The sequence below is a fragment of the Pseudomonas benzopyrenica genome (assembly GCF_036884265.1).
In the GTDB taxonomy this organism is placed as follows: domain Bacteria; phylum Pseudomonadota; class Gammaproteobacteria; order Pseudomonadales; family Pseudomonadaceae; genus Chryseomonas; species Chryseomonas benzopyrenica.
On sequence record NZ_CP145723.1, the window covers coordinates 3,709,562 to 3,724,358 of the forward strand.

A 14,797-nucleotide genomic window follows, 5' to 3' on the forward strand; every position below is an offset into this window, starting at 1 on the left:
GCCTCTTTCCGTCTTCAGCCAGTCCCCGTCATGCTCGATCGCCGCGCCCTTCTGCAATTCGCCGCCGGTACCGCCCTGCTCGCCGGGCTGCCGGGTCGGGTATGCGCACGTGCGTCGGCGGCGGATGGTGAATTCCCGCGGCAGGTGGCGCATGTGGTGGGCAGCACCCTTATCCCACGCCAACCCCAGCGGGTGGCCGTGATCTCCACCGGTCAGCTGGACGCCGCTCTGAGCCTGGGCGTGATCCCGGCCGGCACCACCCGGGTGGACAATCGCGACCTGGCGCCCGGCTATCTGCGCACCGCCCTCGCCAGCCGCGCCAGCGAGCTGGACGCCATGGTCGACCTGGGCAGTCGTCAGGCGCCGGATCTGGAAGCCCTGGCGCGCCTGGCGCCGGATCTGATCGTGCTCAACCGCACCGTGCTCAAGGCTGGAGGCCTGGAGCTGTTTTCGCGCATCGCCCCCACGGTGGTGGCGCGCGGCACCGGTGGCAACTGGCGGCCGGACTTCCTCGTGCTGGCCGATGCCCTGGGGCGGCGCCAACAGGCCGAGCGCCTCCTGGGGGACCTGGATCGGGATCTCGCCGGCATGACGCAGCGCCTGGGAACTCAGCCGCCCTCCGCCTCCCTGCTGTTTTCCAGCGGCGCCCGGCTGCGCCTGATGGGCGTGGATTCCTTTGCCGGCGGCTTGCTGCAGGCCATGGGCGTGACCCGCACGGCGGCGCAGCGCTTCAAGGGCACCTCGCGGGATGTCAGCGCCGAGTTGTTGGATCTGGCCGACGCCGACTGGCTGTTCTACGCCGAGCAGGGCACCGCCCTGGCCAGCCTGGCGCGGCAACCGCTGTGGCCGCGGCTGACTGCGGTGCGTCAGTCCCGGGCCGTTCGCGTGGATACCGACGCCTTCTATCTCAACGCCGGGCCCCTCGCCGCCCGCCAGGTGATCGGCACGGTCGCCGGCGCCCTGGGGATGACATGACCCCGCCGGCCCGCCCCGCGCCTCTTGCACAACGGGCATCCGCCGCCCGCGGTGGCCTGGTGCTGGTCCTGCTGCTGATCGTCCTGGCACTGGCGGTGGTGGCGAGTCTGGGCATAGGCGCACGGTCGCTGTCGGCGGCGCAGATCCTGCACCTGCTGGTTGCGCCCGATGACTCCACCGAGGCCGTGGTGCTCTGGCAGCTGCGTCTGCCGCGCACCCTGCTCGGGCTGCTGGTGGGTGCGGCCCTGGGCCTGGCCGGTGCCCTGATGCAGGCGCTGACGCGCAATCCGCTGGCCGACCCCGGACTGCTGGGGATCAATGCCGGGGCGGCCTTCGCCGTGGTGACCGGGCTGTCGCTGGCAGGGCTGGACGATGCCCCGACGCGCCTGGCCTGTGCCCTGCTGGGGGCGGCCCTGGCCGCCGGCCTGGTCTATCTGCTCGGTGGCAGCGCCCCGGCCCGTGGCCAGCCGCTGCGACTGATCCTGGCCGGTATCGCCCTCAGCGCCAGCCTCAACGCCTGCACCGGCATCATCACCCTGTTCGACAGCGCGGTGTTCGACAGTTATCGCTTCTGGGCGGTAGGCGCCCTGAGCGGCCAGACTCCCGGTGGTGTCCTCGGCATCCTGCCGCTGCTGCTGATCGGCCTGGCGCTGGGCCTGCCCCTGGGCAGCCGCCTCAATGCCCTGGCCCTGGGCGACGACCTGGGTCGTGCCCTCGGCGCCCGCCCCGGGCAACTGCGGCTGTTGGCCTTCGTCGCCATCGTGCTGCTGTGCGGCGCCGCCACTGCGGTGGCCGGACCCATCGGCTTTCTCGGCCTGATGGTGCCCCACGCCTTGCGCCTGCTGGTGGGCGCCGACTGGCGCTGGATCCTGGCGCTGGCGCCCCTGGCCGGAGCCAATCTGCTGTTGCTGGCCGATACCCTGGGCCGCCGCGTGGCCCTGCCGGGCGAACTGGAGGCGGGAATCGTCTGCGCCCTGCTCGGCACCCCGGTGCTCCTCGCGCTGATCATCCGTTCCGCCCGGCGGGTGCGCCCTTGAGTCGCCATCGCTTCGCCCCCCGCCGCTCGGCGCGCTTCAAGGCCTGCCTGTTGCTGCTCCTGCTGGCGGCCATCGGTATCTGTGCCCTGACCCTCAGCGGCGGCGCCTTCGCTCCGGCGCCGCACCGGGTGGCGGCCACCCTGCTCGGTCGGGGCGACGCCCTGGCCAGTCTGATCCTGCTGGAGCTGCGCCTGCCGCGACTACTGGCGGCCTTTGGCGTCGGCGCGGCCCTGGGTGCCAGCGGAGCCATCTTCCAGCGGCTGGCGCGCAATCCCCTGGCCAGTCCGGATCTGGTGGGCTTCACCGTCGGCTCGGCCAGCGGTGCGCTGATCACCCTGCTCTGGCTGCAACTGGGCGGCGCGGCGCTGATGCTGGGCGCCCTCAGCGGCGGGCTGCTGGCCGCGGCACTGGTCGCCGGCCTGGCGGCTCTGGCGGGTATCCGTGGCGAGCGGATGATCCTGCTCGGCATCGCCGTCAGCGCCCTGCTCGCCTCGCTCAACGAATACCTGCTGACCCGCGCCGACCTGGACGAAGCCCAGGAGGCCCGGCTCTGGCTGTTCGGCAGCCTCGACATGCTGACCTGGAGTCGCACCCTGACCCTGCTCGCCGGCTGCCTGCTGCTCCTGCCGCTGGCCGCCTGGCTGGCGCGGCGGCTGCGCCTGCTGGAGCTGGGCGACGACCTGGCCCGCGCCCTAGGCCTGGCCGTACTGCCCAGCCAGAATCTGCTGTTGGCCGTCGCCGTGGCCCTGGCCGCCCTGGCCATCGCCACCGCCGGCCCCATCGGCTTCGTCGCCCTGGCGGCGCCCCAACTGGCCCGTCGCCTAACCCGCAGCGCCGATCTGGGTATCCTCGCCCCCGCCCTGCTCGGCGCCTGCCTCACCGCCCTGGCCGATCTGCTGGCCCAGCGGTTGCTGGCGCCCTTCCAGATTCCGGTCGGGTTGCTCACCGGCGCCCTGGGCGGCCTCTATCTGATCTTCCTGCTGAGCCGCGAATGGCGGCGGACCTCATGAGCCAAGACGCCCCCTCCAGCCGCCTCGCCGCTCACGGCCTTACCGTGGGCTACGGCGGCCAGCCGATCTGCGCCGACCTCGATGTGCGGCTGCCCGATGGCCGCTTCACCGTCATCATCGGTCCCAATGGCTGCGGCAAGTCGACCCTGCTGCGCAGCCTGGCGCGGCTGATCCGCCCCAGTGCCGGCGAGGTACGCCTGGACGGCCGGCTGATCCAGGACCTGCCGACCCGCGAGGTGGCCCGTCGCATCGGCCTGCTGCCGCAGAGCGCCGTGGCGCCGGACGACATCCTGGTCAGCGATCTGGTGGCGCGTGGGCGCCATCCCCATCGCCAGGCCTTCGCCGGCTGGACGGATGCCGACGAGCGCGCGGTGCAGCACGCCCTGGAAGCCACCAATACCCTGGAACTGGCCGAGCGGGCGGTGGACAGCCTGTCCGGCGGCCAGCGCCAGCGCGTCTGGATCGCCCTGGCACTGGCCCAGGAGACCCCGTTGCTGCTGCTCGACGAGCCCACCACCTACCTGGACATCGCTCACCAGGTGGAGCTGATGGAGTTGCTCTGCCGGCTCAATCGCGAGGGTGGTCGCACCCTGGTGGCGGTGCTGCACGACCTCAATCAGGCCTGTCGCTACGCCGACCACATCATCGCCCTGCGCGCCGGGCGCATCCTCGCCGAGGGGCCACCGGCGGAAATCGTCACGCCCGAGCTGATCGAGGCGCTGTACGGCCTCAAATGCGCGGTGATCGAGAATCCCCTGGCGGGCACGCCGCTGGTGATTCCTTACTAGGCCTGGCCGTTGGGCTTCGACGGTGAAGCCGTATCAGCCCAACCTACGAGAGCGATGCCGGATCTTGTCGGACGACCTTGCAGGTGCTCCACTGGCGGTTCAGAACAACAACGGAGCCCGCCATGCATATCGTCATCCCCGACGACTACCAGCACGTCGTCGAAACCCTGGATTGCTATCCCTTGCTCCAGCGCGCCGGGCACCAGGTGACGCTCTATCACGACGCCGAGCGCGATCCCCAGGTGCTGGTGGAGCGCTTCCGCGATGCCGATGCCCTGGTGCTGACCCGCGAGCGCACCCGTATCGACGCCGAGCTGCTGGCGCACCTGCCGCGGCTCAAGCTGATCAGCCAGACCGGCAAGGCCACCGCCCATCTCGACGTGGCCGCCTGCACTCACCAGGGCGTGGCGGTCTGCGAAGGCAGCGGCTCGCCGGTCTCCACCGCCGAGTTGACCTGGACCCTGATCCTCATGGCCCGCCGCCGGCTCAAGCCGGCCATCGACGCCCTCTATGCCGGGCGCTGGCAGGTCAACCTGGGCGAACGGCTGGATGGACAGATCCTCGGCATTTGGGGCTACGGCAAGATCGGTCAGCGCCTGGCGCGCTACGGCCAGGCCTTCGGCATGCCGGTGCTGGTCTGGGGCAGCGAGGCCTCGCGCGCCCGCGCCGAAGCCGACGGCCACCGCGCGGCCGCCAGCCAGGAGGCTTTCTTCGCCGAGGCCGATGTCATCAGCCTGCACCTCAGATACAGCGAGCGCAGCCGCGGCTGCGTGCGCGCCGAGGACCTGGCGCGGATGAAGAAGAGCGCCCTGCTGGTCAACACCGCCCGCGCCGGCCTGATCGAACCCGGCGCCCTGCTCACGGCGCTGGAACGGGGGCATCCCGGCCAGGCGGCGCTGGATGTCTTCGAGCAGGAACCCGTGGCACCGGATGACCCCTTGCTCGCCCACCCCAAGGTGCTCTGCACGCCGCATCTGGGCTATGTGGAAAAGCACAGTTACGAGCTCTATTTCGGCGAGGCCTTCGCCAACCTGGTGGGCTTCTTCGCGGGTGAACCGACGGGTGTCGCCAACCCGGAGGTATTGGGGCGGTAGCTTCGATACACACGCCAAGGCGGCAGCGTTTTCACCACCTTGGCTTAGTTGTATCCGGTAGGTTTCGACGATGGAGCCGTCTCAGCACCAACCTACGGCAGCCGTTCCCTTACCGCGGCGGCGAAGGCGGCCGGGGCTTCCTGGGGGATGTTGTGGCCGCAGCGTGGCAGCATCTCGTAGCGGAAAGGTCCATGGAAATGCCGCGCCACGGCAGCCTCGCCCTGCACCGGGGTCACCCCGTCGTCGGCGCCGGCCAAGACCGTAGTGGGCACGCTGATGGGTGGCTGCGCGGCGAGCCGGCGCTCGGTCTCGGCATAGGCCGGATCGTCCGGTGCCAGGCCGTAGCGGTGGCGATAGGAGTGGATCACGGTGTCGACGAAATCGGGATTGTCGAAGGCCGCGGCGGTAAGCGCGTAGGTGGCGTCGCTGAAGCGCCAGCTGGGCGACCACAGTGACCAAAGCAGTCGACAGAAGTCGCGGCGATGTTCCGCCAGGCCGGCGCGCCCCCGTTCACCGTGGAAATAGTACTGGTACCAATAGCGCAGCTCCGCCGCCGGCTCGGCCGGCTGGGTCGCCGCGGCGGCGATGTCCTGGATCGGATAGCCGTCGCCCAGCACCAGCCCCGCGACCCGTTCCGGCCAGAGCGCGGCGACGATGCCAGCGGCGCGACCGCCCCAGTCATAGCCAGCCAGGGTCGCCCGCTCCAGGCCCAGGGCATCGAGCAGCGCCAGGACGTCATGGGCCAGGGCCGCCTGCTGACCGGAGCGCGGGGTGTCGGCGCTCAGATAGCGTGTCGCGCCATAGCCACGTAGATAGGGCACATAGATCCGGCAGCCCTCAGCGGCCAGAGCGGCGGCCACCTCGTCGTAGGCATGGATGTCGTAGGGAAAGCCGTGCAGCAACAGGACCGGCGGGCCATTTTCCGGTCCTTGGACCTGATAGGCGACGTCCAAGACGCCTGCCTGAAGGGACGTCAGCATGGAGGGTTCTCCGCTGTTGGTGTTCTAGAGCGGAGAACCATGAGGGGTGGGGAGTTCCCGCCGTTGAAGCATCGCGTGGAAAACGCCGGCGGTTTTCCACGCTACGACGTTCAAGCGCATCGCAGCCATGGCCGCGATCAGCGACGTAGGTTGGCGCTGAGCACAGCGAAGCCCAACAGTCCATGGTGCGGTCTGACGTTGGGCTTCGACGATGGAGCCGTCTCAGCGCCAACCTACGGCACCCTGGCAAGCCGACGTAGGTTGGCGCTGAGCGCAGCGAAGCCCGACAGCTCAGGGTTTGGTCTAACGTTGGGCTTCGACGATAGAGCTGTCTCAGCCCAACCTACGAGTCTTCCGCCCAGGATGATTTGACTACCCCGCCAGATACCGTCCGATCAGGGTCACGCCGGAGACCAGCACCAGCCAGGTCACCAGGCGGGTGAAGCGTTCGCGGGACAGGCGCCGCTGCAGGTGGCGGCCGATCCAGCCACCAAGCAGCATGGCGGGCAGCAGGCAGACCGCCAAGAGCAGCAGGCTGCCGTCGCTGTATGCACCGGCGATCAGCAGCAGGACGATGCGAATGGAAGCGCTGCAGCCGATGAGAAAGCTCTGGGTGCCGCGGATGGCGTTCTTGTCTTCCAGGCGGCCATTGAGATAGAGCGCATAGAGAAAACCGCCGCTGCCGAACAGGGCACCGCAGAGGCCTCCGACGCCACCTGCGGGGATCGACCAGGCCGGCGCCAGTTGGCGAAAGCCCTTGGGCGTGAGCAGGCTGTAGGTGGAATAGGCGACCACGAAGAGGCCCAGCCAGAGCATCAGCAACCGGGCATCGGTGCGCATCAAGAGATAGGTGCCCAGAGCGGCGCCGAGCAGCAGTATGGGCAGCAATCGCTTGAGCTCGCGCCCGGCGATGGCACGGCGATCCGGTAGCCAGTTGTGGAAGGAGGCGAGGAAATCCAGCATCACCAGCAAGGGCACGATGCGCGATAGCGGCATCCAGCTGGTGAGCAAGGGACCGGCGACCAGGGCACTGCCGAAACCGGCCACGCCGAAGATCAGATAGGCCAGGACCATGATGGCTTCGATGAACAGCCAGTCGAGAGGGCTAAAGGCGGGAACGAGGGCAGCGAGGGTTTCGAGCATGGGAGCGCATCCTGCGACAGGAAATCGCATTCTGCGCCCCGGGAACGGCCTATGAAAACCGCCGGCTGCCCGCGTTCATGGGAACCGGCGATCCAGAGCGACTCAGGGAATCAGGCGCTGGGCTCTGAGGCGGGTGAAGAGGTCGAGAAAGCTCGCGCGGGTGTCGCGATAGCCGAAGAAGCCCAGGTCGCGGCTCTTGGTCATGTCGTTGAGGCACTCAATCTCGCGACCGAGGTCGGCGTCGCTGTGCCACCAGGAAGCGAGCTTGTCGACATCGGCCTCCACCAGGTCGTGCTCCTCGGCCAGCTTGCGCCACTGCGCCGGGGCCGTGTCCTTCATCCGCGCTTCCAGCGGCATGGGCTGCTCGGGATAGGGCGCCGGCTCCAAGTCGAAGAAGGCAGCGATCTCGCTCCACAGCCAGCGCCAGCGGAAGACATCGCCATTGACGGTGTTGAAGGCCTGGTTGCGCGCCGCCGGCGCCAGGGCTGCCCACTCCAGCTGCTCGGCGAGCAGGCCGGCGTCGGTAACGTCGGTCAGGCTGTCCCACTGGGTACGGGAGCCGGGAAAGACGAAGGGTTGGCCGGTGGCCTTGCACAGCGAGGCGTAGACCGCCAGGGTCAGGCCCATGTTCATGGCGTTGGTGCCCTTGGCCTGGCCGATCATGCTGTGGGAGCGGTGCACGCTCCAGCCGAAGCCGTGCCGCTCGGCGGCGGCGAAGAGGATGTCTTCCAGGGTGTAGTAGAAGTTGGCACCGGGCTGGCGCGGCTCGCTTTCGCGGAAGGGCGTCTCGGCCTTGCCGCTGCCGTATTCCTCGAAGGAGCCCAAGTAATGCTTGGTACCGGTGACCAGCGCCAGATGCTGCAGCGGCGCGCCGTCCAGGGCCTGGCAGAGGTTGTTCATCATGGCGCCATTGGCCTCGACGTTTTCCTTCTCGGTGTCACGGCGGGTCCAGGTGCAGAAGAACACGTGGCTGATCGGCAGGCCGGCCAAGGCCTGGCGGGTGGACTCGGCGTCGAGCAGGTCGGCGGCCACCGGGATGACGCCTTCCTGGGCCACGGGTTTGCGGGCCAGACCATAGACGGTCCAACCCGAGGCCACCAGGGTATGAGCCAGGTTGTAGCCGGAAATGCCGGTGACGCCGACGATAAGAGCGGTGCCCTTGCGCATGAAACCTCCAGATAGGGAAGAAAAGGGGCCTGCGGCAGTGCAGGCGCTGTAGATAAGGGAGTGCCTTGTCTCAGGGTTGATTCCAGCCTATTGGAGAATTAACGGCGTATCCTGGGTATAAATTCCTATTTAATAGGAATCAGATTCCATAATAGGAAGCCAGCCTTGTATTCCTCTGAACGCCTCAAGGGCCTCGACGTCTTCGTCACCGTGGCCGATCTCGGCAGCTTCACCGCGGCCGGCGAGCGCCTCAACCTCACCGGTTCGGCCATCGGCAAGAGCGTGGCGCGACTGGAAAGCCGACTGGGCGTGCGGCTGTTCCAGCGCACCACCCGCCGTCTGCGCCTGACCGAGGCCGGCGCCAGTTTCTATCGCACCTGCACCGGGGTGCTGGCCGAGCTGGAACAGGCCGAGCTGGGGCTGACCGCGCAGGACGGCGAGCCCCATGGCCGGGTGCGCATCGACCTGCCCGCCTCCTATGGCCGCCTGCACGTACTGCCGCTGATCCTGGAGCTGCTGCATCGTTACCCCCTGCTGCAACCGGATCTGTCGCTGTCGGATCGCTTCGTCGATCCGGTCCACGAGGGCATCGACATCCTGGTGCGCATCGGCGGCTCCGATGCCTGGCCAGCCAGCCTGGGGCATCGCTTCCTGGGCACCCAGCGCCAGGTCTTTTGCGCCGCCCCGGCCTATCTCGCCCAGCATGGCCGACCCCAGACCCCAGCCGACCTGGTCGAGCACCAGTGCATCGGCTTTCGCCAGGCCGACGGCCTGATCAGCCCCTGGCAGTTGCGCGGCGAGCAGCCGGGCGACAGCGAACGCTGGATCTTCCAGCCACGCCTGGTGGTAGGCGATGGCGAAGGCGAGGTGCTGGCCGCCCTGGCCGGCCATGGCATCGCCCAGTTGCCGACCTGGCTGATCGGCACGCACCTGGCCAGTGGCGCCCTGGTCGATGTGCTGCCCGAACATGGCGTCGAGGGCTCGCCGATCAACCTGGTATGGCCACGCAGTCGCGAGACCCTGCCACGGGTCCGGCTGCTGCTCGATCACCTGGCCACCCGGCTGTTGCCCACCGTGGCGCCCAGGCTGTCCCGCTAGGCACGACCGGTCGACGGCGGGCCGTGGCAAGGGCGGGAACATCTGCTCTGGCACCCCGGTCGTAAGACCTCGTGCCCTGCCCGCCCATGAGTTCCATCGATGGGCGGCATGACCGATATCGAGACGATCGATTGGTGCCGCCGTGCCTGGCTGCGCAGGATCGACGGTTTGCTAGCTGGCCAGGCCCGCCTGGCCGCCCCGCTCCACCCTGCAGTTCCACCATCTAGATGAGGTATCTCATGAGCCAAGCCCAAGGCTACGCTGCCCAGTCCGCCGACCAGCCCCTGGCGCCCTTCTCCTTCGAGCGGCGCGAACCCGGCGCCCACGACGTGCAGATCGACATCCTCTTCTGCGGCGTCTGCCATTCCGACCTGCACACCGCGCGCAACGAGTGGAACAACACCCTCTATCCGTCCGTGCCCGGCCACGAGATCGTCGGTACCGTCACCGCGGTCGGTGCCCACGTGAAGAACTTCAAGGTCGGCGACAGCGTCGGCGTCGGCTGCATGGTCGACAGCTGCCAGCACTGCGCGCCCTGTGATGCCGGCGAAGAGTCCTATTGCGAGAACGGCTTCACCGGCACCTACAACGGCAACCTCTACGGCGGCAGCGAAAACACCCAGGGCGGCTACTCCGACCACATCGTGGTCAACGAGAAGTTCGTGCTCAAGGTGAGCCACACCGAGAACCTGGCCGCCGTGGCGCCGCTGCTCTGCGCCGGCATCACCACCTACTCGCCGCTGGCCCACTGGAAGGTCGGTCCGGGCAAGAAGGTCGGCATCGTCGGTCTGGGTGGCCTCGGCCACATGGGCGTGAAGATCGCCCACGCCATGGGTGCCCACGTGGTGCTCTTCACCACCAGCGCCAACAAGAAGGACGACGCCTTGCGTCTGGGCGCCGACGAGGTGGTGGTGTCGAAGAACGAAGACGAGATGGCCGCGCACGCCAACAGCTTCGACTTCATCCTCAACACCGTGGCCGCGCCGCACAACCTGGACGCCTTCCTCACCCTGCTCAAGTGGGACGGCACCATGACCCTGGTCGGCGTACCCGCCGAGCCGCACCCGGCGCCCAGCGTCTTCAACCTGGTGATGAAGCGCCGCCAGCTGGCCGGCTCGCTCATCGGCGGCATCCGCGAGACCCAGGAGATGCTGGACTTCTGCGCCAAGCACGGCATCGTTTCGGACATCGAGCAGATCGCCATCCAGAACATCAACGACGCCTACGAGCGCATGCTCAAGAGCGATGTGAAGTATCGCTTCGTGATCGACATGCAGAGCCTCAAGCAGGGCCAGACCGCGGCCTGATCCCGCGCTCCGCTCCGCTGACAACGCCCGCGCCCGTCGCGGGCGTTGTCATTTCCGGTAACGCATTTTTGCTGTGACCTGCGGTCTTAGCGATAGCAAAGATCAGGAGGCAAGCGCCATGCAGTGGGACAAGGGACAACGTAGCGACAACGTGCAACAGGCCAGCGGCGGACGCGGCATGAAGATCGGCGGCGGCCTGGGCCTGGGTGGCGTGGCCCTGGTGGTGGTGTTCGGCCTGCTCAGCGGCCAGAGTCCGACGCAGATCCTCGGCAACCTGATCAGCCTCAGCGGCCAGAGCGCGCCCAGCCAGCAGGAGACCACCGCCCCGGCCGACAATCGCCAGGTGGACTTCGTCCGCGTGGTGCTGGGCGAGACCGAAAACACCTGGACGCGCATCTTCCAGGCCCATGGCGAGCAGTACCAGCCGCCCAAGCTGGTGCTGTTCAACGGCCAGGTGCAATCCGGTTGCGGTGGTGCCACCGCGGCCAGCGGCCCCTTCTATTGCCCGGTGGACAGCAAGGTCTACCTGGACCTGACCTTCTTCCAGGAACTGCAGCAGCGCTTCGGCGCCGACGGCGACTTCGCCCGCGCCTACGTCATCGCCCACGAGGTCGGCCACCACGTGCAGAACCTCACCGGCACCACCAACAAGATGGAAGCAGCGCGCCGTCGCGGTATCCCCACCGAAGGCGCCACCGGGTTGTCGGTGCGGTTGGAGTTGCAGGCCGACTGCTATGCCGGGGTCTGGGCCAACGACGCCCAGAAGCGCTTGAACTGGCTGGAGCCGGGTGACCTGGAGAAGGCGCTGAACGCCGCCAACGCCATTGGCGATGACCGCCTGCAACGCCAGTCCCAGGGTCGCGTGGTACCGGATTCCTTCACCCACGGCAGCTCCGCGCAGCGGGTCAAATGGTTCCGCACCGGCTTCGACAGTGGCAAGGTGGAGAGCTGCGACACCTTCGCCGCCAAGGCGCTCTGATCCCCCGGGAGAATCCGCATGCGTCGCCTGCTCGCGCTGTGCCTGGCCTTGGCCTGGGGCTCCGCCCTGGCGGCGCCTCTTGAGGGGGTCGCCCGCATCGTCGGCGACCGCTTGCCACTCGGTCAGGCGCAGGCCGCGTTGCAGCTATCCGCCGACTGGAATCAGCCGCACCCGGAAATTCGCCGCGCGCTGGTGATCGTCCATGGTCGCCTGCGCAACGCCGCCACCTATTTCCGTTCCGGCGAGACGGCCACGGCGGCGGCCGGCGCCGCGGCGGACACCCTGGTGATCGCTCCGCAGTTCCTCAACGAAAAGGACGTCCAGCGGCATCGGCTGCCGGACGACCTGCTGCGCTGGCAGGGCAATGCCTGGATGGGCGGCGAGCCCGCCCTGGGCCCGCAACCCTTGAGCAGTTTCGCGGTGTTCGACGCCCTGCTCGCCCGCCTGGCGGACCGCCAGCGCCTGCCCAATCTGCAGGAGGTGGTGATCGCCGGGCATTCCGGCGGTGGCCAGGTGGTGCAGCGCTACGCCGTGCTCGGCCAGGGCGAGCGCGCCCTCGCCGCCATGGGCATCCGCCTGAGATACGTGGTGGCCAATCCCTCGTCCTATGCCTATTTCGATGCCCGCCGTCCGGATGCCCAGGGCCAACCCGTGCCCTTCGCCGGCGCGGCCAGTTGCCCGGATTTCGACACCTGGAAATACGGCATGCAGGGTCTACCGGCCTATGCCGAGGGACGGACCGCCACCCGTCTGGAACAGCACTATGCAGGGCTGGACATCACCTACCTGCTCGGCGCCGAGGACACCGACCCCAACCATCCGGCGCTGGACAAGGGTTGCGCCGCCGAGGCCCAGGGCCCCTATCGTCTAGCCCGCGGACTGAACTACTACCGTTACCTGCAGGGCCGTCATCCGGAGCTGCGCCAGCAGCTGGTGGAGGTGCCGGGCGTCGGTCACAACGGCGATGCCCTTTTCACCTCGCCCGAGGGTCGTCGGGCGCTGTTCGGCGCTGGCGGCTAGCGCTCAACCTTCCAGGGTTTCGGGCTTGCCCAGCAGCTCCTGTACCCGGTCGACCAGGACCTCCAGGGTGAAGGGCTTGCCCAGCACGGCCATCCGCTCGCCGACCAGGGGCACGGGTGGCGCGTTGCCCGCCGCATAACCGGTGATGAAGAGGATCGGCAACTGCGGTCTGAGAGTACGGGTCGCGTTGGCCAGCAAGCGGCCGTTAAGCCCCGGCAGCCCGACATCGGTGATCAATAGGTCGAAGCCTTCGCCTTCGCGCAGCGCTGCCAGGGCCGCTTCGGCATCGACGGCGTCGCGATACCGCCAGCCCAGTTCGACGAACAGCTGCACCAGCAACGCGCGGATGACCGCGTCGTCTTCCACCAGCAGCACCCGGACGCTGGGTAGCGCACGGTCGGTCGTGGCGCTGGAGAGCGCAAGCGGCGCGCGGATCGGCGGGGCCGGATGACGCGGCAGCAGCAGGCTCACCCGGCAGCCCTGTCCTGGCGCACTGGTCACGCTCACCTGGCCCCGGGACTGGCGGACGAAGCCATAGATCATGGACAGCCCCAGGCCCGAGCCCTGGCCCACCGGCTTGGTGGTGAAGAAGGGCTCGAAGACTCGTTCCAGCACCTCCGGCGCCATGCCCACGCCATCGTCGTCGACCTCGATCAGCAGATAGTCGCCTGCTGGCAGCGCCGGGTTGGCATCAGGTTGCACCCAGTTGCGCGCACCTATGGTCAGGGTGCCCCCCGCCGGCATGGCATCGCGGCTGTTGATGGCCAGATTGAGCAGGGCGTTTTCCAGCTGGTGCGGATCGGCGTCGACCGGCCAGAGCCCGGCGTCCAGCTCGAGCTGGCAGCGGATCTGCGGCCCCAGGCTGTGCCGCAACAACTCCTGGAAGTCGCCGATCAGCCGGGCAACGTCGACCGCCTGGGGATTGAGCGTCTGGCGCCGGGAAAAGGCCAGCAGCCGATGGGTGAGACTGGCACCCCGCCCTACCGACTGGGTGGCGGTGTCGAGCAGGTTGCCGACCCCGGCCAGGACCTCCGGCGCCAGGCGGCGGCGCAGGAGATCCAGGCTGGCCTGGATGCCGGCCAGTAAGTTGTTGAAGTCATGGGCGATGCCGCCGGTGAGCTGCCCCACGGCTTCCATCTTCTGCGCCTGGCGCAGTAGCTCCTCGGCCTGGGCGCGATTCTGCATCTCTTCGCGCAGCTGGCGATTGGTCTCTTCCAGCTCGGCGGTACGCGCCTGCACCTGGACCTCCAGGGTGGCGCGCTCGCGGCGCAAAGCCTCCTCGGCCTCGCGACGGTCATCGATGTCTTCGCTGGTGCCGTACCAGCGGATCACGGCGCCCGCCGCATCGCGGCGCGGATAGGCACGGGTACGCAGCCAGCAATGGCTGCCATCCGCCACCCGCACCCGGTGTTCGCGGTCGTAGGCCTGACCGGCGCTGCACGCCACGTCCCAGGCCTGCCGGGTCGCCTGGCGATCGTCCGGATGCACCACCGTCCAAAAGCTATCGGCTTCCAGCATCGGCTGGCCGGTCAGCTGCTGCCAGCGCGGCGAAAAGACCATGTGCTGACCGCTGGGATCGCAGGTCCAGGTGTACTGGGGATTGAGTTCCACCAGGTGCCGATAGTGGTCTTCGCTCTCGCGCAGCTGCAGATCCGCCTGTTGGCGCTCGATGGCCAGGGCGGCGGTCTCGGTGACCAGGCGGAAGGCGTCGCGCTCGGCGGCCAGCGGGCGCCGCGGCTCGAGGAAATAGTTGGCGAAGGTGCCCAGCAACCGACCGTCCAGGGCCAACAGCGGCATCGACCAGCAGGCCCGCAGGCCATAGCGCAGCGCCAGGTCGCGCGCGCCGGCCCACAGCGGATCGCCGGCGATGTCCTCGACATAGACGGCTTCGCGGCGGTAGGCGGCGGTGCCACAGGAACCCGCCAGCGGGCCGATCTCCAGCCGCCCGAGATCGCGGCTGTAGGCGCCCGGCAGACTCGGCGCGATGCCGTCCTGCAGATAACGGCCATCCTCGCTGAGCAACAGGATGCAGGCGTGCAGGCGGACCTGGGCCAGGACCTCCACCCGTTGCAGCAGCGTGTGCAGCACCTGGGTCAGGGGCAGGCCGGTGGCAAGGCTTTCCAGCGTCTGACGCTCGTACTGGCGCAGATCGCCGGAGGCTGGCTGATCGCTCGAAGGCGTGTGGAGGCTCATACGGCT

At 68.6% G+C, this 14,797-nt stretch carries 13 protein-coding genes; 9 read left to right on the forward strand and 4 right to left on the reverse strand.

The features are described 5' to 3' along the window. The first annotated feature begins 30 nt into the window (after window positions 1-30). From V6W80_RS17675 to V6W80_RS17695, 5 genes are all read left to right on the forward strand, one after another. Window positions 31-975: an iron-siderophore ABC transporter substrate-binding protein gene (locus V6W80_RS17675; RefSeq protein WP_338544979.1), complete on the forward strand. Its 945-nt coding sequence runs from the start codon at window positions 31-33 to the stop codon at window positions 973-975. A gap of 59 nt (window positions 976-1,034) precedes the next feature. Next, window positions 1,035-2,012 (forward strand): FecCD family ABC transporter permease, encoded by a 978-nt coding sequence (locus V6W80_RS17680; RefSeq protein ID WP_430707819.1) that lies wholly within the window; start codon window positions 1,035-1,037, stop codon window positions 2,010-2,012. Next, a complete protein-coding gene (locus tag V6W80_RS17685) occupies window positions 2,009-3,022 on the forward strand; it encodes a FecCD family ABC transporter permease (protein WP_338544981.1) in 1,014 nt (337 codons plus the stop codon). The genes V6W80_RS17680 and V6W80_RS17685 overlap by 4 nt, the downstream gene beginning before the upstream one ends. After that, window positions 3,004-3,810 carry an ABC transporter ATP-binding protein gene (locus tag V6W80_RS17690; RefSeq protein WP_257705511.1) on the forward strand — a complete coding sequence of 269 codons (807 nt, stop codon included), beginning with the start codon at window positions 3,004-3,006 and terminating at the stop codon, window positions 3,808-3,810. The genes V6W80_RS17685 and V6W80_RS17690 overlap by 19 nt, the downstream gene beginning before the upstream one ends. Window positions 3,811-3,932: 122 nt before the next feature. Next, the gene (locus V6W80_RS17695) at window positions 3,933-4,904 is read left to right on the forward strand and encodes a D-2-hydroxyacid dehydrogenase family protein (RefSeq protein WP_257705510.1); all 972 of its coding nucleotides are present in this window, start codon (window positions 3,933-3,935) and stop codon (window positions 4,902-4,904) included. Between the two features lie 92 nt (window positions 4,905-4,996). Here the strand turns inward: V6W80_RS17695 and V6W80_RS17700 are convergent, their stop codons facing one another. The 3 genes from V6W80_RS17700 to V6W80_RS17710 all read right to left on the reverse strand — a co-directional run bounded on the left by V6W80_RS17700 (window position 4,997) and on the right by V6W80_RS17710 (window position 8,194). Beyond that, window positions 4,997-5,884 (reverse strand): alpha/beta fold hydrolase, encoded by an 888-nt coding sequence (locus V6W80_RS17700; RefSeq protein ID WP_160923318.1) that lies wholly within the window; start codon window positions 5,882-5,884, stop codon window positions 4,997-4,999. A 372-nt stretch (window positions 5,885-6,256) separates the two neighbouring features. Next, window positions 6,257-7,027, reverse strand: a complete 771-nt coding sequence (locus V6W80_RS17705) for a sulfite exporter TauE/SafE family protein (RefSeq protein ID WP_338544982.1) — start codon at window positions 7,025-7,027, stop codon at window positions 6,257-6,259. A 102-nt stretch (window positions 7,028-7,129) separates the two neighbouring features. After that, on the reverse strand, window positions 7,130-8,194 hold the full coding sequence (locus V6W80_RS17710; protein WP_160923316.1) for an SDR family oxidoreductase: 1,065 nt from the start codon (window positions 8,192-8,194) through the stop codon (window positions 7,130-7,132). 165 nt (window positions 8,195-8,359) lie between these two features. On the opposite strand from V6W80_RS17710, the gene V6W80_RS17715 reads away from it, so the two are divergent. The 4 genes from V6W80_RS17715 to V6W80_RS17730 all read left to right on the forward strand — a co-directional run bounded on the left by V6W80_RS17715 (window position 8,360) and on the right by V6W80_RS17730 (window position 12,598). Next, entirely contained in the window at window positions 8,360-9,292 is a 933-nt protein-coding gene (locus tag V6W80_RS17715; protein WP_184286034.1) for a LysR substrate-binding domain-containing protein, read from the forward strand. Between the two features lie 239 nt (window positions 9,293-9,531). Further along, window positions 9,532-10,599, forward strand: coding sequence for an NAD(P)-dependent alcohol dehydrogenase (locus V6W80_RS17720; protein WP_338544983.1), 1,068 nt, complete (start codon window positions 9,532-9,534; stop codon window positions 10,597-10,599). A 118-nt stretch (window positions 10,600-10,717) separates the two neighbouring features. Next, the gene (gene ypfJ / locus V6W80_RS17725; protein ID WP_017638621.1) at window positions 10,718-11,578 is read left to right on the forward strand and encodes a KPN_02809 family neutral zinc metallopeptidase; all 861 of its coding nucleotides are present in this window, start codon (window positions 10,718-10,720) and stop codon (window positions 11,576-11,578) included. 18 nt (window positions 11,579-11,596) lie between these two features. After that, complete coding sequence (locus V6W80_RS17730) at window positions 11,597-12,598, forward strand: alpha/beta hydrolase (protein WP_184286027.1); 1,002 nt, start codon at window positions 11,597-11,599, stop codon at window positions 12,596-12,598. A 3-nt stretch (window positions 12,599-12,601) separates the two neighbouring features. On the opposite strand, the gene V6W80_RS17735 is transcribed toward V6W80_RS17730, so the two are convergent. Continuing rightward, entirely contained in the window at window positions 12,602-14,791 is a 2,190-nt protein-coding gene (locus V6W80_RS17735; RefSeq protein ID WP_338544984.1) for a hybrid sensor histidine kinase/response regulator, read from the reverse strand. Between the last annotated feature and the right edge of the window lie 6 nt (window positions 14,792-14,797).